We start from the raw sequence: 21,179 nt of genomic DNA, 5'->3' as shown, positions 1-21,179 counted from the left end.
ATATGATTTTTTAAAAAAAATATAAAAAATGCTAAAACAATGTTTTTTTTGGTTATTTTTTCATTTTTTAAATTGCAAAAGATGTATTTATATGTAATCAATGCGCAAAAACTAAAATAAAAAAAATTAAGTTTAATTAAAATCAAAATTTAATATACCTAATATTTAAAGCAAAACTAAAAAAATATCTAGCAACGTTAAAATTTGCTAAATATTTTTAAAAATATTATTTTCCTCTTCAAACGATAACTTGATTTAATTCGTCAAGTTGTGAAGCTTTTTGAGTTAAGGCTAAATTAGTTTCTCTATTGTTTAAAACTGATTTATCAATTTCAATTTCAGTAAAGCCTGTAGGTGAAATTTCATCTTTTTCGTTATTATTAAAACTAGGATTTTCACTTATTAAAACAATTCTTTTGCTGTTAAATAGTTTTGAAAAATCAGCTATTGTGGTGTCAGTTTGAATTCAAATTTGCAATCTTTTGTCAGTAATTTTTTGAACAAAAACGTTTAGTTTTCCCCGCGATTCGATGTCATTACTAATACCTAAAACTGATATTATAAATCTTTTATCATCGCTAGGTCTTTGTCATTTACCAAAGATAAATGGAGCATCTTTTAAATATTCATCTGCTGTTAAATCAGCTTTTAAAATATCAACATAAACTAAAATTCTTGGTGTTTTAGATGTATTATTATAGGTAATTTCGTTAATTTTGAAATTTTGCGAGTATTTTTTAAATTTTAATCGGTTATCAAATTCTTTAGTATAGTTATACGAAATTCCATTTTTAGTTAATGAATATTCAACCACACTTTTATTATTTTGTGTTTTGGCGCCAATAAAATTAATTTTAACATCGTTTTGAGTTGATAAATCAAAGTCTTGAGCACTTAATTGATTTATTTGTGATCATTTTTTATTGTAAGCACTTTGTTTAAACTCAACATTAGCATTTGCTTCATTCATAAGTTCTTGGGCATTTAATTCTGCTTTAAAACCGTTATTTGAGATTTGTTGAATAAAATTATTCGAGCTTTGATTTTGTTTTGTTAGTTTATAAGTTACAATAATTTTATCGTTTTGTTTTAGTGCTGAAATAAATTGCACACTTGTTTGTTGTGGTAATTTAAATACAATATTTTGCGAAGTTATATTATCTGGTAGAGTAGAAAATCTAACATTTTCTTTATTTTTGTATGAGATTTTAACCGTTGAATTAAGATTGTTAAAATCTATTTGAGGTGTTGATGGTTGTTGCGGTGTAGATGGTTTTTTGTCTTGAACTTTTTTATCAACATACGCTACTACTGCAAGCGGAATAGTCGCAACAGAAGCGAAAGTTGTTAAAATTAATGATAATTTAATTTTGTTCATAATTTCCTTTCTAAATTTTAGATTTAATTACCTTAATTTTATTTTTTGCAATTAAATCTTAATTTTTAGTCATTTAATTTTAACAAAATTTTAATTATAGACTAAAATTTAGCACATAAGTGAAAATATTAACTTTAAAATAATTGTTTTAACAAAAAAACCAAACATTTTGTAGTGTTTGGTAATCTTAATAAATTTATCAATGGTATTAAATTAAGTTAAAGATAAATCTTCAAATTTACCACCAGCGGCAGCAATTGCATCTTTAGCACTTTGCGAAGCTGCATGAACATTAACTAAAAGTTTTTTAGTTAGTTTACCGTTTGCCAAAATTTTAATTGGTAAATTTCTTTTAATTAAATTAGCCTTAATTAAGGTTTCAATATTAACAGTGTCATTAGCACTAAATTTTTGTTCTAAATCTTTTAAATTCACAACTTGATATTCAACGTGGTTAACGTTGTTAAAACCACGTTTTCCAATACGACGAAATCAAGGAGTTTGACCACCTTCAAAACCAGGTCTGTGTCCATGACGTTTATTTTGACCAGATTGACCTTTACCAGCTTGTTTACCTTTACCAGCAGCGTGACCTCTACCAACACGATGTTTATCTTTACGTGAACCAGCAGTAGGTTTTAATTCATGTAATTTTATTTGCATATTTTTTCCTTTCATCTAAATATTAATTTATAAGTTGTTTTGAAATTAAAATTTCAAATTACTTAAATAAATTAATAATTATCTTAGGTCTTTAACTTCTTTATCTCTGATATGGGCAATAGCTTCAGCTGTACGCATTTGAGTTAGTGCTTTCAAAGTTGCTCTAACAATATTAGATTTTGAACGTGAACCGTATGTTTTTGAATATACATCAGTGTAGCCAGCAAGTTCGACAACCGCACGCACTGTTGAAGAAGCAACAATTCCAGTACCTTTTGAAGCTGGTTTAAGCATAACTTTAGAGGCTAAAAATTTGGCTTCATTTTGGTGAGGAACAGTTCCTTTAACAACTGGCAAAGTAATTAAATTATTTTTAGCGTCTTTAATTGCTTTTTTAATTGAATCAGGAACTTCATTTGCTTTTCCGTGTCCAAATCCAACACGACCTTTTTTATCACCAACTACAACAAAAGTTGAAAATGAAAATCTACGTCCACCCTTGACAGTTTTAGAAACTCTTGAAATTGAAATAACTTTTTCGCTAAAACCATCGTTAAAACTATCATTACGACGACGAGTTGGACGTGATGAACGCTCACGAGTGTTTTTAGGTTTAGTTTCACTTTTTTTAGTTTCAACTTTGTCTGAATTTGGCTTAAGTACTTCGGTGGTGCCAGTTGCGTTTAAATTTGTTTGTGACATTAGAATTTAACTCCTTTCACGTTTTCTCTCACAGCTTCAGCAAACGCTTTCACACGTCCGTGGTAAATGTATCCTGAACGATCGAAAACAATTTGAGTTAGATTTAGTTCATTAATTTTTTGTGCCATTAATTTGCCAGCTTGAGCAGCTGAAGTAATGTTACCATGAAATTCACCTTTAGTTAAAGTCGAAACACTAGCTAGCGTAACGCCTTTAGAATCATCAATTAGTTGTGCGTAGAAGTTTTGGTGTGATTTGAAAACGCTCAAACGTGGTTTAGAAGATGTACCAACAATTGATTGACGCTCACGCAAATGTTTTCTTTGACGTGCTTGATTTCTTGATAATGTAGCCATATTATTTTCCTTTCACAACTACTTCGCAGCAGTTTTTCCTTCTTTGCGACGAATAACTTCATCTTTATACGCAATCCCTTTACCTGAGTATGGACTAGGTTTTCTAGTAGCGCGCACAATGGCAGCAAAATGTCCTACGCTTGATTTTGAAATTGATGATAGTGTAATTTCAGTTGGTTTTGGTAATTCAACACTTACATCACTAGGAATATCTAATAATTCTAAATGTGATTTACCAACTGCTAATTCTAATTGTTGGTCTTTAAGCACAGCTTTATAACCAACCCCTTTAATTACTAATTCTTTTTTAAAACCTTGTGATACACCCACTAGCATATTGCTAATTAAAGCATTTGTTGTTCCGTGTAATTGTTTAGTAGTTTTTTCTTCATTAACTCTTAAAGTGCTAATTTTGCCTTCTTCAATTTTAATCGCAATCAAAGGTGAAAAAGTTGTTTGTAAACTTCCTAATTTACCTTTAACGCTTAAATTTGTTCCTTGTAAATTAACTTCAACGCCTTGAGGGATATTTAATATTCTGTTTCCGACACGTGACATATAACCCCCTATCAAATGATAGCGATAACTTCACCGCCAACATTTTCCTTGCGTGCTTGTTTTTCAGTCATCATTCCTTTTGAAGTTGAAACAATGGCTGTTCCGTATCCTGATAATACGTTTGGTAGTTGTTGAGCTGAAGAATAAACTCTTAAACCTGGTTTTGAAATTCGTTTAAAGTCAATAATTGCTCGTTGATTAGCTTTATATTTTAAACTTACTTCCAATACTTTATTAATGCCTTCACCTTTAACATTTAGTGTTTGAATATAACCTTCTGCTAAAAGAATTTCTAAAATTCTTTGTTTTTTATTTGAGAATGGAATGTTAACTGATTTAAATTTTCTTTGATTTGCGTTTTTAATACGCACTATCATATCTGAGATTGGATCTGTAATAAACATAATTATCAACTCGCTTTCTTGTATCCTGGAATTTGTCCAGCATGTGCTTTAACACGGAAACAAATACGGCAGATTTTAAATTTTCTTAAAACTGCGTGAGGACGACCACAGATTTCACAACGTGTATAAAAACGAGTTGAAAATTTGGGGTGTTTTTTTTGTTTTGCTTTTAGTGATACTTTAGCCATTATTTATCTCCTTTAACAAATCTCATTCCAAGTAGTTCAAGCAATCTTTTGGCTTGGGCATCTGAATTTGTAGATGTGATTAATTGAACATCTAAACCTTTAATTCTTCTAATTTTGTCAAAATCAATTTCAGGGAAAATGATTTGCTCTTTAATACCTAATGAATAATTTCCGCGACCATCAAAGGCTTTAGGATTAGCACCACGAAAATCACGAATACGAGGCATAGCGATGTGAATTAATTTTTCTAAAAAATCTCACATTCTATCTCTACGTAAAGTAACTTTACCGCCCATAGGCATACCTTCTCTTAATTTTCATGAAGCATTTGATTTTCTAGCAACTGTTTGTAATGGTTTTTGGCTAGAAATTAGTGTTAATTCGTTTAAAACTTCTTCGATTGCTTTTGAATTTGTTACTTCTTTACCTGCGGTCATATTCAAAACGATTTTTTCAAGACGGGGAACTTGCATAATTGATTTAAATTTAAATTCTTCCATTAAAGTTGGAACAATACTACTTTGATATTGTTTTTTTAAGTTCATAATTAATATTCCTTGTTAGTTTTTTTAATAATTCTTGTTTTTTGACCGTTTTGAGTAAGTTTATAACCAATTTTTGAATACACAGGAGCACTAGTTTTAGTACCTTTTTTAGCAATTACAGCCACATTTGAGGCGTGAATTGGACCTTCTTGTTTTTTGATTCTTCCTTCGCTTCCTTGAGATGGTTTTTTATGTTTTTGTTGCATATTAACATCTTTAATATATACTGTGTTATTTTTAGCGTCTACACGAACGATACGTCCTTGCTCTCATTTATGAGCTCCGGCAATAACGACAACTTCATCATTTTTTTTGAATTTCATTTTCATATCGCTCTCCTATAAAACTTCCGGTGCAAGAGAAACAATTTTTAAATATCCCTTGTCACGCAATTCACGAGCAACCGGTCCAAAAACACGAGTTCCTCTCATTGATTTATCGTCTTTAATAATAACTACAGCATTGTCATCAAATTTAATATGCGAACCGTTTGGTCTTTTAATCCCATAACGAGAACGAACAATAACGGCTTTAACCACTTGACCTTCTTTAACAGCACCATTTGGTAGTGCTTTTTTTACTGAACACACAATCACATCACCAATATTAGCAGTTTTTTTACGTGAGCCACCTAATACTCTAATAACACCCACCTCTTTAGCACCTGAATTATCAGCTACTTTTAATTTAGATAGTTCAATAACCATTATTCTTCACCTCGTTGTGCTTTATGTTTGATTTCTACTAAACGAAAATGTTTGGTTTTTGAAAGTGGACGTGTTTCCATAATATTAACAATATCGCCAACTGATGCTAATAATTTTTCATCGTGAACTGCGAAACGTTTTACTACTCTATATCTTTTTGAATATAAGTTATGTGAACGATAACTTTCTACTTCGACAAAAATAGTTTTATCACCACGAACAGATGTAACTTTACCTGTTAAACTTTTACGGGTTGTTAATCTTTGCATTATTTGTCTCCTTTAAGTTGTACAAGAGCAGTTAATGCTCTAGCGATATCTTTTTTGACTGCATTAATTTTGTGACTTTGATCTAATTGTCCAGTTCTATTCTTAAAACGAAGGGTTAATAATTCGGCTTTTAGGTCATTAACTAGTTTTTGCAATTCTTCTACTGATTTTGTTTTTAAATCTTTAAAAACCATTATATTTGACCTCCTTGTGCATCTGCTTTAGAAACAATTTTTCATTTAACAGGTAATTTGTGACCACCTAAACGAAGGGCGTCACGAGCAATCTCTTCTTTAACACCTGATACTTCAAACATCATTGTGTTAACTTTAACTGGTGTGTATCATTTTTCAGGTGAACCTTTACCTGAACCCATACGCACACCAATTGGTTTTGATGTTTTTTGGAAGTGAGGGAAAATTCTAATAAACACTTGTCCCTCACGACCCATACGACGAGTAATCGCAATACGAGCTGATTCGATTTGACGAGCATCTACTCACGCTGATGTAACAGCTTGAAGTCCAAATTCTCCAAATGACACTTTATTTCCTTTGTGTGCTTTACGTTTGTCATGACGTAATAAAAAAGGTTTTCTATATTTAGTTCTTTTTGGTTGAAGCATTTTTTAATCCTCCTTCCAAAATTTCGCCTTTTGAAATTCAAACTTTAACACCAATAGCACCATATGTGGTACGTGCTGTTGCTTGTGCATAATCAACATCTTGTCTTAAAGTGTGTAATTTCATTTCGCCGCGCGAATATCCTTCGGTACGAGCCATATCAACTCCGTTTAAACGACCCGAAACAGCAGTTTTAATACCTTTTGCCCGTGCTTTTAGTGCTTCATTAATTACGTATTTTTGGGCAATTCTAAAACTCTCACGATTTTCTAATTTTATAGCAATCGCTTCAGCTGCTAAACGAGCATTTAATTCTGGTTTAGCAAGTTGAGTAACTTGTAAATTAATATCTAATTTTTTATTTTTTAAATGTTTATGTAAAGCAACATTTAAAGCATTAATGTTGGCACCGGCTTCGCCTAAAATTCTGGCTGGGCTAGCAACGTGTAAAACAACAGTTATTTTGTTTGTTTGTGTTCTTTTAATTTCAATTTGACCAATTTGGTATTTACGTACTAATTTATCAAAGAATTTGTAAATTTTATCGTCTTGAACTAATAATGATCCAAATTCTTTTTTTTCTGCAAATCATGTTGTATTACGTTGTTTGGTTACACCATAACGGAAACCATTTGGATTAACTTTTTGTCCCATAATTTTGCCTTTCTTAGTTTCTTTCTTCCAATACTACTGATAAATTTGAAGTACGTTTGAAAATTGAAAATGCTCTTCCTTGTGAGTGAGGTTGAAATCTTTTTAGTGTTGGACCTTCGTTAACTAAAACTTCTTTAACAAATAATTTTGACGCGTCCATTCCATGGTTATTAGTTGCATTAGCAACAGCTGAATTGATAAGTTTAATAAATAAATATGATGCTTTTTTATTGGTATTTTTTAAAATACCTAATGCAACACGTACATCTTTTCCACGGAAAAGAGCAGCAACTAAAGCAGCTTTACGTACGCTTATGCGTTGAATTTTAACATGTGCTTTTGCTTGCATTACTATTTTTTACCTTTATCAGCACCATGACCTGTGTAGGTTCTTGTAGGAGAAAATTCTCCAAGTTTGTGTCCTACCATATCATCGGTTACATAAACATCAATAAAGCTTTTACCATTATGAACTTGGAATGTTAAACCAACAAAATTAGGAAAAATTGTTGAGCGTCTCGATCAAGTTTTAATTGGTTTTTTTGCTGCCTTGCCTTCAACAATGGCTTCCACTTTTTTCATTAAGTGATCATCAGCAAATGGACCTTTTTTAAGACTACGTGCCATTATTTAGCATCCTTTCTTCTTCTTAAAATTAATTTGTTTGAAGATTTTTTAGTTTTTCTAGTTTTAACACCAAGAGCTTTTTTACCTCATGGTGTAAGAGGTGATTTACGTCCTATTGGTTGTTTACCTTCACCACCACCATGTGGGTGATCAACTGGGTTCATTACTGAACCACGAACAGTTGGGCGAATACCTTTGTGACGATTTCTACCTGCTTTACCTAAATTAACTAGTAGGTGTTCTTCATTTCCAACTTCACCAATGGTTGCACGAGCTCTTGCTAAAATACGACGAGTTTCGCCTGATTTTAGACGTAAAACAACGTATTTACCATCATCATCTTTACCTAAAATTTGGGCACTGGCACCGGCTGAACGAGCAATAATTCCGCCTCCGCCAGGTTGCATTTCGATGTTGTGTACTAATGTACCTTCTGGAATTGAAGATAGCGGTAAAGTATTACCAACTAAAATATCAACATCATTTCCTGAAATAACTGTTTGTCCTACTTTAAGACCTTTCGGTGCTAAAATGTATCTTTTTTCTCCATCAGCGTATGCTAATAATGAAATATTAGCTGAACGGTTTGGATCGTATTCAATTGACTTAACCACAGCTGGAATATTGTCTTTGTTACGTTTAAAGTCAATTAATCTATAAAATCTCTTTACACGACCACCATGGTGTCTTACTGTAATTTTTCCTTGGTTATTACGACCAGCAGAATTTTTTAAAATTACTAGTAATGATTTTTCAGGTGCGTGACCTGAAAGGTTTTTACCATAGTCAAGAGATGACATATTACGACGACCGTTAGTGGTTGGCTTGTAATGTTTAATTGCCATTATTCTCTCCTTTGCTTAAATATATATGAGGAATTTATCATTTAAGCAATATTTAAAATCCTCTTCAATTATTTTTCATCTTTTGATGATTTTTTCTTTGATTTTTTAGCAGCAATTTTTTGTGCTAATTTTTCTTCACTAGCTTTATCAGCTTGCTTAGTTTCTTGAATTTTTGCACTTTTTTGTGCCGCTTTAACTTCATCTTGTGCCTCAGCTTCATTTGGATAAAATACAATTTTATCTTCTTTTGCAACAGTCACAATTGCTTTTTTATAACGGTTTGTAAAACCACTATAACGCCCTATTCTTTTAGCTTTTTTGCCTACTTTAATTGTGTTAACATTTTCAACTTTCACTTGGAAAATAAATTCAACAGCGTTTTTAATTTGATATTTATTTGCGTGGTAATCAACTTCAAAAGTGTATTTATTTTCTTGTTGTAGAAGGTTTGTTTTTTCGGTCAGGATAGGTTTACGAATAATTTGAGTTAATTCCATTATTTAGCTCTCCCTTCGAATGTTTTTAAGCCTTCGTTTGATAATAATAATACATCTGCTCAAATTAAGTTTTCAACTGTAACTGAATTTGGTTTGATAACTGCTACATTAGCAACATTGGCTAGTGATTTATATACTGTTGTATCGTTTGAAACCACTAAAACATGTTTAACGTTTGCAATATTTAATTTTTGAAGTTTAGCAACAGCATTTTTAGTTGAAATTTTGTCTAATTTAAAATCATCTACCAATACAGCTTTATCTTGTGCTAATAAAGTAAGTGCGCTGAAAAATGCGGCTTTTTTCACTTTTTTGTTAACTTTAAGATTGTAATTTCTTTCAGTTCTAGGACCAAAAGCACGACCACCGCCTACTCAAATAGGAGATCTGGTTGAACCAGCACGAGCACGCCCTGTTCCTTTTTGTCTTCATGGTTTTTTACCACCACCTCTAACTTCGGCACGAGTTTTAACTGAGTGAGTGCCTTGTCTTTTTGATGCTCTTTCTGACATTATTGTGTCAAAAATTGCTTGTTGATAAATTTTTTCTAAATTGAATAACTGGCTTGGTAATTTAGAGTTATCAAACTCAAATTTAGTATTTTTGTCAACTTTTTCAACTTCTACTTGAGTAGATTTTGTTTCTTTTTTAGTTTTTGTTGTAGATACATCAACTAATTTTTCTTCATTTAAAAATTGAATACTTTCTTCTTCTTTAACATTATTAGTTGCTAGTGTTTGAATAATTGTTTTAACTTTTGAAGTAGCAATAGAACCTGAGAATTTACCATTTCTGTGGAACCACACTCTTGATTCACCTTCAAGTTTAGTAGCATCTTTTTCAAATTCTTCTAAACCTTCTTTAAAAGTCTTGAAGTTTTTAACTTTTTTAACACCTTCTTTTTTAAGATTGAAAGAGATGTTTCTGTCTTTGTCAAATTTTTCTGATAAATAAAATTTATTAACAGCCATTATTTATCTCCTTGTGTATCTTCATTTGCTTCTGCTTCAAGAATTAGCGGTTCTAATTCACTTGAGTGCATTCCAACTTTAACTTCAATTCCGTATTTTTTTGCTCTTTCAACAAGATCATTCATTTTAATAACTTCTTCAACATCAACTAATACTATAGGTTTATGAGCTGGTAAACCTTTAATTGCTTCTTTAATAACTACTAAAGATTTTTTAGGACCTGGAATTGAGCCTTTTACCAATAAATAGTTATTTAGAACATCAACTTTAACAACTTCTAAATTTTGAACTGTGGTTTGAACAGCACCTAAATGTCCTGGCATTGTCATACCTTTAAAAACTTTATTACCGGCAATATCTCCTAATGAACCGGTTTGTCTAACAGGTTGGCTACCACCACCACCACCGTGTGATTTAGGTCCAATATGTTGATTTCATCTTTTAATTGTTCCGGCAAAACCTTTACCTTTTGAAGTACCGGTGATATCAACTAATTGACCAGATTTAAAAATATCGGCTTTAATTAGTTGACCTAATTCGTAACCATCCATACCACGAATTTCTTTAATGTAGCGCTTAGGTGTTGTGTTTGCTTGTTTAAATTGACCACTTAGTGGTTTATTAACAGCACTTGCTCTTAACTCTTCAACTGCTAATTGTGTTGCAACATAACCATTTTTGTCAGTTGTTAAAACTTTTGACACAACATTTGGTTTAACTTCGATTACTGTAACAGGAACTGATAATCCTTCTTCAGTAAAAATTTGAGTCATACCAATTTTACGTCCTAAGATTCCTTTCATATATCTCCTTAAACATTAATAAATAATGACCATTGCTTCATTTGAAGTTGGATTTTATTTGTAAAATAAATTAATTTGTTTTAATATCGCTAATTTGTACTCCAGCAGGAAATTCGAATCTACGAATTTGGTCTAAAGTTTTAGCATCGGCATTAATTAGAGTAACAATTCTTTGGTGTACTCTTGCTTCGAATTGTTCACGAGATTTTTTGTTAACGTGAACTGATCTAAGAATTGTAACAACGTGTCTTCTTGTTGGCACAGCTACAGGTCCTGAAAATTTCACATTATTTTTTTGTGCGATTTCAACTATTTTTTTCGCAGCAAAATCAAGTTGCTCGTGTTCAAAAGCTTTTAATTTAATATTAATTTTACTCATGTTGTCTCCTTTGTTCATTTTTGAACAATACTCCACATAAATTTCTTAATAGCCCTCAACAACAAAATGACTAATTAACAACCTTATGCTTCTAAGTATAGTTGCTTTAATATTCTAATATAAATTATTTATTTTCAAAGCGAAAAAATAAAAAAATTAAATATGAAACACCAATAAGCGTTGTTTAAATTTTAACTAGTGATGTTAAAACCCTAAATAAAGGCAATTATTTTATATTTTTAGAAATAAATATAATTATAAATGAGCAGTAAATTAATTAAACAAGCAAAAAAAATAATAAAAAAGTTTTTTAATAATATTTCAGGTTTAAAAATTTTTTTAGTATAGCGAAAGGACATATGGAAAAAGATAAAAAAGAAATAAAATTAAACCCGGCTGTACAAGAAGCAATTAATGAAATTACTAAAAAATTTGGTAAAGAGGCGATAACGTTTTTTGATTCACAAGATTTAGATGCCACAATCGATGTAATACCAAGTGGTTCATATTTATTAAATCAAGCATTAGGTATTGGCGGCTATCCACAAGGACGCATTATTGAAATTTTTGGTCCAGAAAGCGGAGGTAAAACAACATTATGTTTACATGCCATTGCTGAAGTACAAAAAAAAGGTGGTGTTGCCGCATTCATTGACGCCGAGCATTCTATTGATCCAATTTACGCCGCTAATTTAGGAATTGATCCAAATAAAGTCATTATCTCTCAACCTGATAGTGGCGAGCAAGCTCTAGAAATAGTGGACTATTTAGCTAAAAGTGGAGCAATTGATCTAATTATTGTCGATTCAGTGGCGGCACTTGTACCTGAAGCTGAATTAAATGGTGAAATTGGGGATAATCAAATAGGCTTACACGCTCGTTTAATGTCTAAATCATTGCGCAAAATTGTCGCTTCGTTAAATAAAACAAATACAACTATTATTTTTGTTAACCAAATTCGGGAAAAAATTGGTGTAATGTTCGGAAACCCTGAAACAACAACAGGTGGAAGAGCATTGAAATTTTATGCCTCAATACGTTTAGAAGTTCGTCGAGTATCAAGTATAGTTGAAGGTAAAGAAATTGTTGGTAACGATATTAAAGTAAAAGTAGTTAAAAATAAATTAGCGGCGCCATTCAAATCGTTTCAAACTGAAATTATTTTTGGTAAAGGTATAGATTCACTTGGAGAACTAATTGAATTAGCCACACAAAAAGGCATATTAGTTAAAAAAGGTTCTTGATTTGCTTATCAAGGTGAAAATCTTTGTCAAGGTAAAAAAGCATTAAAAGAAATTCTAATGCAAAATGTCGAATTAAGAAGCGAGCTAGAAAAATTAAGTTTAAATTAAATTTCAAAATAAATACCATTATTGCGGTAATATTCTAATATTTCATGCTTTAAAAAAGCAACAATATTATCATTGGCCATTGCCAAAAATTTATCTATATCATAAAACATAAAATAAATAGTCTTTAGTTCTTTATTTCAACGAATATTTTTTTTATGTTCAGCACATAAAAAACCACCTAAATACCAACTAAAATCACATAAATTAGTATATTTTTGACACACAACACAGCGATCACTAATCGGCATTAAGCCGAAATGTGAAAGTGCGTTAGCCAAAATAAATAAAATTAATCTATCAGTAGAAGTTTCATGTAATTTTTGAATAGCAGATCAGTAAGCGTCAAATAGTCTTACTGATTTATTTTTTATTTGCTCAAAAATATTTAAAATTTTGGCAACGAATTTTAAATTTTGCTCATTTGAGTAATCAATGTTTTCAATTAAATTTGAGCGTTTAAGTCGCCCAATGCTATTGACTTTGCGGGCACTAAAATATTCTATTTGGCTAATTGAACCTATTTGCAAATTAGCACGATTCTTTGAACCTTGTTTATTGATTCCTTTAGCTAAAAGCCGCATACGACCAGTTCGAGTGTAAAAATCAACAAATGCATCATTAATACTTGTTGGTGAACCACTAATATTTAATATGATTGCATTTTGTATAGTTTCGGCCATATTTTTATATAATACATTATATTTTTATTTTAATATAATATGAGAACTTTATTTAATAATTGACAAAATAAAGTTTGGGGGCAAAGTGAACAAATCTGAAGTGAGTAAAATTTTTATTGATATACTCCAATCAACACCAGGAGTTTTTAGCATTAAATGTCCGTATGATGAGCAAACACATATTCATAGTGAGTGTGTGATTGTTAATTATCGCGATAATGTTTGGGATTTTATGGCTTCAATAACAATTTTAAAAAATAGTAATTTAAAAAATATTGTTACTGCAATTAATTCTTTGCTAAGATTTGCTCTTAGAAAAAAGAACCAAAAATTAGGTAAATTAAATATTTTAATAGGAGGTCTAAATAATGACTAATAAATTAGACGGTAAAATGTTTTATGATTTATGTTTATCTGGATCAAATAATTTAATTAATGCTAAAAATAAAATTGACGCATTAAATGTTTTTCCAGTACCTGATGGTGATACTGGAACAAATATGTCTTCAACAGTAAAATCGGCTATTGATACTATTGATCGCAATAATGACAATCTAGGAGAAATTGCTCAAAAATTTTCTAAAAGTATGTTATTCGGAGCACGAGGAAATTCAGGAGTTATTTTAAGTCAAATTTTTAAAGGATTTTCAATTGCTTTTGAAAATACAAAAAGCGTTGATGTAATAGGTTTATTAAATGGATTTAAAAAAGCTACTGAAAAAGCATATGCTTCCGTGCTAAAGCCAATTGAAGGAACGATTTTAACTGTCATTCGTGAAACAACTGAAGAATTAAGTAAAATTATTGATAAAAATACAACTTTTCAAGTATTTTTTGAACTTGCTGAAAAATTTGCCCGTAAATCTTGTGATAACACACCTAATTTATTAAAAGTGCTGCGAGAAGTAGGTGTTACTGATTCTGGAGGTGAAGGTTTTTACACATTTTTGGTGGGTATGAACTCGTTTATCAAAGGTAAACCGATTTCAATTACTAAAGATGCAAATGATATCAACACTTTTATCCAAGACAATGAAGTGTATAGTGGTGAATTTGGTTATTGCACAGAATTTATCATCGAATTAAACAATTATCAAAATTTTAATAAAAAACATTTTGAAAAAGAAATAGGTAAACAAGCTACAAGTTTAGTTGTAGTTCAAGATAATGAAATTCTAAAAGTCCATGGCCATACTTTAAAACCAGGAAATTTATTAAATTTTGGGCAAAGATATGGTGAATTTGTCAAAATTAAATCTGAAAATATGAGTTTACAGGCTGAACAAACTCGCAATAAAAATGTAGATTTAGCTAATTCTCAGTCTTTCGAAGACGAAAAAGAATGTGGCATTGTTTCGTGCAATTTAGGTCCAGGAATAATTGCTCGTATGCGAGAATTAGGTTGTGACGCAATCATTGAAAGTGGTCAAACACAAAATCCATCAGCCCAAGACATTATTAACGCAATAAATTCAGTAAATTCTAAAAATGTGTTTGTATTACCAAATAACTCTAACATCTTTTTAGCTTCAGAACAAGCTGGAAAAATAATTAATGACAAAAATGTATATATTATACGAACAAAAAGTCAACTACAAGGTATAGCAGCAATGTTGAATTTTGATCACGATTTAGACGCAAAATCCAATTTAGAATTATTAAACGAAGCTATTAAAACAGTTACAACCGGTGAAATAACACAATCTGTTCGTGATACAAAGTTTGATAACATTGAAATTAAAAAAGGAAGTTATATTGGAATCGTGGGTGGTAAAATTATTACAAATCAATCAAATTATATAAAAGCCGCTAAAGATTTAATAGATAAAACTATCACAAACGATCATGAATTTATTTCAGTATATTATGGCAATAATATTTCCGAAGCAGAGGCTAGTGAAATTCAAAGTTTTATTGAAAGTAAATACGATGTTGAAATTGAAATATATAATGGAAGTCAGCCAAATTACCACTTTATCATAGGATTTGAATAATGAATAAACAATATACAATTGCTTTTGACATCGTGGGCAATGACAATGGTATTTTAGCAGCCGTAACTGCTTCGTATAATTTTGCAAAATTAAATCCTAATTTCACAATAATTTTAGTCGGCGACGAAGACGAAATTAATTCAACACTAGTTCTAGGTTTTACACAAAAACCTCAAAACATTTCAATAATTAACTCACCTAATTCCAGTTTAGAGCCTGAAAACTTTAGAGCAGCATTACACGAAAATACTTCAATGAATACAGCAATCGATTTAGTCAAAAATGGTAAAGCTGATGCAGTATTGAGTTCAGGAAATAGTGGTTTATATTTAGCAACCAATACATTTAAATTAAAACGACTAAAAAATGTTTCACGTGCTGCTTTTATGCCAATTATGCCAACAATCACGGGACGTAAATTTATGATGCTAGATGTGGGGGCAAATATTGATACACAACCACAATATTTAGTTGAATGAGCAGCTATAGCAAATGTTTTTGCACAAGTAATGTTAAAAATAAACACACCTCGTGTGTGTTTAATAAATATTGGAACTGAAGAAAATAAAGGCACCGAAAATATTAAATTAGCACACCAAATTCTTAAACAAAACCAAAATTTGAATTACATCGGTTTTAAAGAGCCGCGAGAAATTTTAAATGCGGTTTGTGATGTAGCGGTTATTGATGGCTACGGTGGTAATTTAGTTTTAAAAAGTCTTGAAGGTGCGATATTAAGTTTTAAAAAATTATTAAAAAGTAAAATTATGCTTAATGCGTGGCGAAAAATTGGTGCTTTAATGATTAAAAACGCTTTTAAAGATGTGGCTGAAACATTAGATTATCGTAATGTTGGGGCAGCATGGGTAGTAGGAGTTGATGGAGTGGCAATCAAATCGCACGGTTCAAGTGATGACAAAGCCTATATGGGTGCACTAAACCAAATTAAAATTGCACTTGAAGGCGAGGTTTTACAAAAAGTTAAATCTACATTAGAGAGTAAAAATGAATAAAAAATATATTGAAGATTTTATTTTGTTTTTAAAAACATATGATATTAACTACAAAAAATTTTCAGATTACGCAGCAGCATTTACCCATCCTAGTTTTAAAAAGAGTTCTAAATCAGCACCGGACGCAATTGATTATCAAAGTTTAGAATTTCTTGGTGATTCAATTTTACAATTTCTTAGTTCGAGATTTTTATATTCAAAATACAACCAGTCTAACGCTGGTAATTTAACCTTAATGCGCTCAAAATTAGTCTCAACTAAAAGTTTAAACGCCTTGAGTACGCAATTGGGTTTAAAAAAATTTCTCCTGACAGGGCCAGGTTTGATGCACCAAGAAATTATGCGTTCAGAAAAAGTGGGAGCTGATATCTTTGAATCTTTTGTTGGGGCTTTATATTTAGACCAAGGCATCCAAAAAGTTAATACTTTCTTACAACAAACTCTTTTCAAAATTGAAATAAATCAAAATCAACTTAAAGATTCAAAAACATTATTCCAAGAATATATCCAGTCATTTTCTCGCACTTCAGTCACTTATGAAACCACAATGTTAGAAAATAAATTTCATTCAAAAGCAATGCATGATAGCCAAATATTTGGCGAGGGTTATGGCAAAAACAAACTACAAGCTGAAGAAAATGCCGCAAAAGACGCATTAACAAAACTTGCCAACACTGAATAATATCAATATAATATAAATAATAATTGGGGAGGAAAAATGAAATTAATAAAAGTAGAAGCTCATGGTTTTAAATCATTTGCTGATCCCATTGCTCTTAGTTTTGATGGAGGAGTAGCAGGTATTGTTGGCCCTAACGGTTCGGGTAAGTCAAATATTAATGACGCGATTCGTTGAGTGTTAGGTGAGCGAAGTGCTAAAGAACTTCGTGGTGATAAAATGGATGATGTTATTTTTCAAGGATCGGCGACAGCCAAAGCAATGAATAAGGCCGAAGTTACTTTAACATTCGACAACAAAGAAGCAAATAATTCAATACCACACGAAATTTTCACAATCTCACGTGTTTTAGAACGTGGTAATGGTTCAAATAAATACTATATAAATGGTGAAGAATGTCGTCAAAAAGATATTCTAGAAATTGCAATGGAATCTGGAATTGGTAAATCGAGTTTAGCAATAATTTCACAAGGGACAGTTTCAGATATTGCTCAATCTACACCCGAACAGCGTAAAGCGATATTTGAAGAAGCAGCTGGTGTATCTAAATATAAATTTCGAAAAAAAGAGGCTTTAACCAAGTTAGCTCGTACTCAAGAAGGTTTAGAAAAAATTGACATTCGGATTAAAGAAATTGAGCGTAAATTAATTCCGCTACGAAAACAAGCTGAAAAAGCCAAAATTTTTATCGCTAAAAGCGACGAATTAAAACAAGTTGAAATTGGTTTGCTGGTTGATAACATCAAAACTTTTGGTCAAAAATACGAATCTCTTTCACAAGAATTAGATGGTGTTCAAGAAACAAAAAGTAATTTAGACGAAAGAATTAAAGAATGTGAAACTAAAATTAGCCAAAGTACAAGTTTTAGAATTGAAGCTCAAAAACAATACGAAGAATTAGACACAGAATTAAAACAAATTAACGAGAGATTACGTAATATTGAACTGGTACTCAAAGAAGAAACGGCTCGTGAGCGTTTAATTGCTCAGGGTGAAATTAGTGCAAGTAATGAAGAAAGAATAGCGGCCTATCAAAAATTAGCTCAGGCTCACACCAAAAATATCCAACAAGTAGATAGACAAATCCAAGTTTTGAGTATTCGTACTAGCGAAAACCGGGCAGCACTTAAAAAAGCCGAAGAAGCAATAAGTCTATTGAATATCCAAAAAAATAAAAAAGAAAATGATTTAACTAAAATTCGTACACATTTACAAGTTTTAGAACAACAAAAAGAATCTAATACTTTATTATTTAAGGGTACTAGAACAATTTTAGAAAATAAAACTTTTTTTGGTAAACCTTTAAAAGGTACAGTAGCTGATTTAATCAAAATTGACAATCAATATATTCGTGCAATTGACACAGTTTTAGCAAACGCAACTCAACATATTGTTGTAGATAAATCTGAAACTGCGGTTAAAGCAGTTAATTTCTTAAAACAAAATGACGGTGGAAGAGCAACATTTATTCCTCTAAGCTCAATACAAGCCAAATATGTGCGCGATGATCATTTATTAGGTATTCAAGGTCATCCTGGTTTTGTCGCAATCGCGGCTGATTTAGTCACCACTTCAAGCGAATTTGATATTCTTAAAAAATTCTTACTAGGTAATGTTATAGTTGCTTCTGATATTGATCAAGCCAATAAAATTGCTAATATATTAGAACGTCGTTATATGATTGTTACTATGGATGGTGATACTATTAGACCGGGCGGTGTAATTGTTGGTGGTGCTAAGGACAAAACACAAAGTTTATTAGGTTTTGATGAAAAAATTAAAGAATTACAAGGTTTAATTCCCGGAATTAATGCTCAAATTCAATTAATTTTAACTAAATTACACGAGGTTGAAAATTCACGTAAACAATCTTACGAATTAGACTCATCGTTACAAAGCCAAATTTCAACTTTAATTTCTAAAAAAACTAACGAACAAAACGCTTTAGATAGCTTTGAAATTAAACTTAACAATCTAAACGCCCAAATTCAATCTTTCAATAATCAAAATAAAGAAAACACCAAAAGTGCGCAAAATGATTTGGAAATTTTAAATACTAAAAAAATTACTCTTGAATCTGAATTAAGTGCAAAAGCTCAGAGAATTAAATTGCTTAATAACGACATTGAACAAACAAACTTAACACGCAATGATTATTCTTCAACACTTAACCAATTAGTTTTATCATATGCAAATAAATTGAGTGAAAAAGATCGTTCAAAATTATTATTAGATCAATCACGTGAACGATTAGCTGCACAATACAAAATGACTTTTGAATCTGCCTCACAAAATTATCATTTAGAATTACCACGCGAACAGGCTGAAGAAATTGTGCGTGATTTACGCGAAGAAATTGATAAATTAGGGAATGTTAATATTGAATCGCTTGAGGCATTAATTGAAGAAGAAGAAAGATTTAATAATTTTAGTAAAAGTTTTGCCGAATTAAGCGAAGCTAAACATAAAATTGAAAAATCAATTGCCGAAAATGATAAAATAATTATTTCGCGACTAACTAGCATTGTTGATGATGTTAACGCACCATTTAATGATGTTTTTGCGACAATGTTGGGTGGTGGTAAAGCTGAATTATATTGAAGCGATCCTAACGACATTTTAGAATCAGGAATTGAAATTAAAGCTCAACCTCCTGGTAAAAATATCGCCAACATCAAATTATTTTCAGGTGGTGAAAAATCACTAATAGCAATTTCATTATTATTTGGCATTTTAAAAGCAAGACCTTTACCTTTATGTATTTTAGATGAAGTTGAAGCTGCTTTAGATGAGGCTAATGTTGTTAGATATGCCGAATATTTACAAGAATTGAAGGCTAAAACACAATTTTTAGTTATTACACACCGCCATGGTACAATGTCGCGAGTTGATTCTTTGTTTGGGGCTACAATGCAAAATCGTGGTGTTACAACATTTTTTAGCTTACAATTAGCCGATGCTAAAAAATTAGTGGCAGATGAGCAAAAAGAAATGGACGAAGATATTTAATAATGATTTATTTAAAACATCATAGGTGATCTATGATGTTTTAAAATTTAATTAGTTTTGATCAACATAATGAGTATTAAAACTTCCATGAATTTGGTATGTAGGCTTAATACTAATTCAAACTTTTTGGTCAATTGCTCTTAAATCTTTAATAATATTTTTTGTTTCTAAAAGCAACATTGTTGTATTGATTTTATAAACTTTTTCACCCGTATAACCACTTTGGGTAGTAAAAATTGAATAAGCATGTCAGTATTTAATTTCTTTAAAATATTCAATAATGCGCGCAAATGATGTGCCACATGAAATCTCAACATTAACTTTTTTATATTTTGGATATAAAACTGAAATTAAACCATTAACAACAATAATATAAACAAAAGTAGTTAATTCACGCATACCAATAACCACTCGTTGATTAATCATTTGATAATGTTGAGTACCGTCAGCTAAATATATTATTTTAGCAGTTGGAAGATGTCTGCGAGCAAACGAAAAAATAATTAGAAAAATTATTGTTGAGCCTATAGCAAATACTGATAACATTCAACTCACGCTTTTTTGTTTTTTGGTTGAAAAATAATAAGCAATGATATCAGTACCTCCTGTTGAACCACCAAATTTTCAAGCAAGCGAAATTGAAACTCCTACAAAAACCGAACCAATTAAACCATTCGCTAAAATTGGTCATGTAATCGAATTTTCAAATAATTGTTTTGTGCCATTATTTTTGTCTATAACCTCAATAACTTGTTCTCAACCCGGTGCGATATTAAATACCTTTTGTGACCACGCAGCAACAGAATTTTCTCCACCTATAGTTAATAAAAAATTTATTACAATTTGAAAAAGCATAAATTCTAATGTATGTAAACTGAAGGATAATTTAGTTTTACGTCAAAAAATTAAAAATAAGGGAATATTCGATACCAAATATAATACTGCAAAATATGGTTTTAATTTAGTTCAAACTAGGGTAATTAACATCGGTATACCAGAAAGACCAGATGGAATAGTTTCAGATTTTTGTAAAAACACAATTACACCAAAATTGAATAAAATTGCAACTAAAAACATATAAAAAGTTCGTAGAATATACTGTAATTTATGTTTATGCATTACTTCTTTTTCGTGTGGGTTTTCAAAATCGTAGGCATACGAACCCATTTTAAATTCCCTAATTTTTTGATTTACTTTGCGCACTGCAAGTGGTTCAGTTTTTTTATTTTTTTTGTCTTGAAAATTCATAGAGATATTATAAATAAATTTATTTTTTTAGTATG

Annotated in this window: 29 protein-coding genes; 6 read left to right on the top strand and 23 right to left on the bottom strand. The window is 30.8% G+C overall.

Annotation, left to right across the window (positions count from 1 at the left end):
• Positions 1–226 precede the first annotated feature (226 nt).
• From EG856_RS03475 to rpsJ, 21 genes are all read right to left on the bottom strand, one after another.
• Entirely contained in the window at positions 227–1,378 is a 1,152-nt protein-coding gene (locus EG856_RS03475; RefSeq protein WP_130429727.1) for a hypothetical protein, read from the bottom strand.
• A gap of 213 nt (positions 1,379–1,591) precedes the next feature.
• The gene (gene rplO, locus EG856_RS03470) at positions 1,592–2,041 is read right to left on the bottom strand and encodes a 50S ribosomal protein L15 (protein WP_232954223.1); all 450 of its coding nucleotides are present in this window, start codon (positions 2,039–2,041) and stop codon (positions 1,592–1,594) included.
• A gap of 78 nt (positions 2,042–2,119) precedes the next feature.
• Positions 2,120–2,743 (bottom strand): 30S ribosomal protein S5, encoded by a 624-nt coding sequence (rpsE, locus tag EG856_RS03465; protein WP_130429726.1) that lies wholly within the window; start codon positions 2,741–2,743, stop codon positions 2,120–2,122.
• Positions 2,743–3,099, bottom strand: a complete 357-nt coding sequence (gene rplR / locus EG856_RS03460) for a 50S ribosomal protein L18 (RefSeq protein WP_130429725.1) — start codon at positions 3,097–3,099, stop codon at positions 2,743–2,745. Before rplR ends, rpsE begins: the two co-directional genes overlap by 1 nt.
• 18 nt (positions 3,100–3,117) lie before the next feature.
• Complete coding sequence (gene rplF / locus EG856_RS03455; RefSeq protein ID WP_130429724.1) at positions 3,118–3,657, bottom strand: 50S ribosomal protein L6; 540 nt, start codon at positions 3,655–3,657, stop codon at positions 3,118–3,120.
• A gap of 8 nt (positions 3,658–3,665) precedes the next feature.
• Positions 3,666–4,061, bottom strand: a complete 396-nt coding sequence (gene rpsH, locus EG856_RS03450) for a 30S ribosomal protein S8 (RefSeq protein WP_130429723.1) — start codon at positions 4,059–4,061, stop codon at positions 3,666–3,668.
• Positions 4,062–4,063: 2 nt separating this feature from the next.
• Positions 4,064–4,249, bottom strand: a complete 186-nt coding sequence (locus tag EG856_RS03445) for a type Z 30S ribosomal protein S14 (RefSeq protein ID WP_130429722.1) — start codon at positions 4,247–4,249, stop codon at positions 4,064–4,066.
• Positions 4,249–4,794, bottom strand: coding sequence for a 50S ribosomal protein L5 (rplE, locus tag EG856_RS03440; protein WP_130429721.1), 546 nt, complete (start codon positions 4,792–4,794; stop codon positions 4,249–4,251). Before rplE ends, EG856_RS03445 begins: the two co-directional genes overlap by 1 nt.
• Before the next feature lie 2 nt (positions 4,795–4,796).
• Positions 4,797–5,123: a 50S ribosomal protein L24 gene (gene rplX / locus EG856_RS03435; RefSeq protein ID WP_130429720.1), complete on the bottom strand. Its 327-nt coding sequence runs from the start codon at positions 5,121–5,123 to the stop codon at positions 4,797–4,799.
• Between the two features lie 9 nt (positions 5,124–5,132).
• Positions 5,133–5,501: a 50S ribosomal protein L14 gene (rplN, locus tag EG856_RS03430; RefSeq protein ID WP_130429719.1), complete on the bottom strand. Its 369-nt coding sequence runs from the start codon at positions 5,499–5,501 to the stop codon at positions 5,133–5,135.
• A complete protein-coding gene (rpsQ, locus tag EG856_RS03425) occupies positions 5,501–5,770 on the bottom strand; it encodes a 30S ribosomal protein S17 (RefSeq protein ID WP_130429718.1) in 270 nt (89 codons plus the stop codon). The genes rplN and rpsQ overlap by 1 nt, the downstream gene beginning before the upstream one ends.
• Positions 5,770–5,964 carry a 50S ribosomal protein L29 gene (gene rpmC, locus EG856_RS03420; protein WP_130429717.1) on the bottom strand — a complete coding sequence of 65 codons (195 nt, stop codon included), beginning with the start codon at positions 5,962–5,964 and terminating at the stop codon, positions 5,770–5,772. Before rpmC ends, rpsQ begins: the two co-directional genes overlap by 1 nt.
• On the bottom strand, positions 5,964–6,395 hold the full coding sequence (gene rplP, locus EG856_RS03415) for a 50S ribosomal protein L16 (RefSeq protein WP_130429716.1): 432 nt from the start codon (positions 6,393–6,395) through the stop codon (positions 5,964–5,966). Before rplP ends, rpmC begins: the two co-directional genes overlap by 1 nt.
• Positions 6,373–7,047, bottom strand: coding sequence for a 30S ribosomal protein S3 (gene rpsC, locus EG856_RS03410; protein ID WP_130429715.1), 675 nt, complete (start codon positions 7,045–7,047; stop codon positions 6,373–6,375). Before rpsC ends, rplP begins: the two co-directional genes overlap by 23 nt.
• 13 nt (positions 7,048–7,060) lie before the next feature.
• Positions 7,061–7,396, bottom strand: coding sequence for a 50S ribosomal protein L22 (rplV, locus tag EG856_RS03405; protein ID WP_130429714.1), 336 nt, complete (start codon positions 7,394–7,396; stop codon positions 7,061–7,063).
• 2 nt (positions 7,397–7,398) lie between these two features.
• Positions 7,399–7,674, bottom strand: coding sequence for a 30S ribosomal protein S19 (rpsS, locus tag EG856_RS03400; RefSeq protein ID WP_130429713.1), 276 nt, complete (start codon positions 7,672–7,674; stop codon positions 7,399–7,401).
• The gene (rplB, locus tag EG856_RS03395) at positions 7,674–8,519 is read right to left on the bottom strand and encodes a 50S ribosomal protein L2 (RefSeq protein ID WP_130429712.1); all 846 of its coding nucleotides are present in this window, start codon (positions 8,517–8,519) and stop codon (positions 7,674–7,676) included. Before rplB ends, rpsS begins: the two co-directional genes overlap by 1 nt.
• 68 nt (positions 8,520–8,587) lie before the next feature.
• Positions 8,588–9,016, bottom strand: coding sequence for a 50S ribosomal protein L23 (rplW, locus tag EG856_RS03390; protein WP_130429711.1), 429 nt, complete (start codon positions 9,014–9,016; stop codon positions 8,588–8,590).
• Complete coding sequence (gene rplD / locus EG856_RS03385; RefSeq protein WP_130429710.1) at positions 9,016–9,987, bottom strand: 50S ribosomal protein L4; 972 nt, start codon at positions 9,985–9,987, stop codon at positions 9,016–9,018. The genes rplW and rplD overlap by 1 nt, the downstream gene beginning before the upstream one ends.
• A complete protein-coding gene (gene rplC / locus EG856_RS03380) occupies positions 9,987–10,790 on the bottom strand; it encodes a 50S ribosomal protein L3 (RefSeq protein ID WP_130429709.1) in 804 nt (267 codons plus the stop codon). Before rplC ends, rplD begins: the two co-directional genes overlap by 1 nt.
• Before the next feature lie 70 nt (positions 10,791–10,860).
• Entirely contained in the window at positions 10,861–11,169 is a 309-nt protein-coding gene (rpsJ, locus tag EG856_RS03375) for a 30S ribosomal protein S10 (RefSeq protein WP_130429708.1), read from the bottom strand.
• A 359-nt stretch (positions 11,170–11,528) separates the two neighbouring features.
• On the opposite strand from rpsJ, the gene recA reads away from it, so the two are divergent.
• Complete coding sequence (gene recA / locus EG856_RS03370; RefSeq protein ID WP_130429707.1) at positions 11,529–12,521, top strand: recombinase RecA; 993 nt, start codon at positions 11,529–11,531, stop codon at positions 12,519–12,521.
• On the opposite strand, the gene recO is transcribed toward recA, so the two are convergent.
• Complete coding sequence (gene recO / locus EG856_RS03365; protein ID WP_130429706.1) at positions 12,518–13,201, bottom strand: DNA repair protein RecO; 684 nt, start codon at positions 13,199–13,201, stop codon at positions 12,518–12,520. The two genes, recA and recO, sit on opposite strands and share 4 nt — an antisense overlap.
• Positions 13,202–13,286: 85 nt before the next feature.
• Here recO and EG856_RS03360 point away from each other — a divergent pair, with 85 nt between their 5' ends.
• From EG856_RS03360 to EG856_RS03340, 5 genes are read left to right on the top strand one after another with little or no spacing between them, the layout of a single operon-like run.
• Positions 13,287–13,577, top strand: coding sequence for a hypothetical protein (locus EG856_RS03360; RefSeq protein ID WP_130429705.1), 291 nt, complete (start codon positions 13,287–13,289; stop codon positions 13,575–13,577).
• Complete coding sequence (locus EG856_RS03355; RefSeq protein ID WP_130429704.1) at positions 13,570–15,195, top strand: DAK2 domain-containing protein; 1,626 nt, start codon at positions 13,570–13,572, stop codon at positions 15,193–15,195. The genes EG856_RS03360 and EG856_RS03355 overlap by 8 nt, the downstream gene beginning before the upstream one ends.
• Complete coding sequence (gene plsX / locus EG856_RS03350) at positions 15,195–16,208, top strand: phosphate acyltransferase PlsX (protein WP_130429703.1); 1,014 nt, start codon at positions 15,195–15,197, stop codon at positions 16,206–16,208. The genes EG856_RS03355 and plsX overlap by 1 nt, the downstream gene beginning before the upstream one ends.
• Positions 16,201–16,890 (top strand): ribonuclease III, encoded by a 690-nt coding sequence (gene rnc, locus EG856_RS03345; RefSeq protein ID WP_130429702.1) that lies wholly within the window; start codon positions 16,201–16,203, stop codon positions 16,888–16,890. The genes plsX and rnc overlap by 8 nt, the downstream gene beginning before the upstream one ends.
• A gap of 36 nt (positions 16,891–16,926) precedes the next feature.
• The gene (locus EG856_RS03340) at positions 16,927–19,896 is read left to right on the top strand and encodes an AAA family ATPase (protein ID WP_130429701.1); all 2,970 of its coding nucleotides are present in this window, start codon (positions 16,927–16,929) and stop codon (positions 19,894–19,896) included.
• Between the two features lie 51 nt (positions 19,897–19,947).
• Here EG856_RS03340 and EG856_RS03335 read toward each other — a convergent pair whose 3' ends face one another.
• Complete coding sequence (locus EG856_RS03335; protein WP_130429700.1) at positions 19,948–21,144, bottom strand: YitT family protein; 1,197 nt, start codon at positions 21,142–21,144, stop codon at positions 19,948–19,950.
• Positions 21,145–21,179: the final 35 nt, after the last annotated feature.

Origin of the sequence: Mycoplasmopsis phocirhinis (assembly GCF_004216495.1) — a bacterium.
GTDB lineage: Bacteria > Bacillota_I > Bacilli_A > Mycoplasmatales > Metamycoplasmataceae > Mycoplasmopsis > Mycoplasmopsis phocirhinis.
This window is presented reverse-complemented; position numbering and strand designations above follow the sequence as displayed.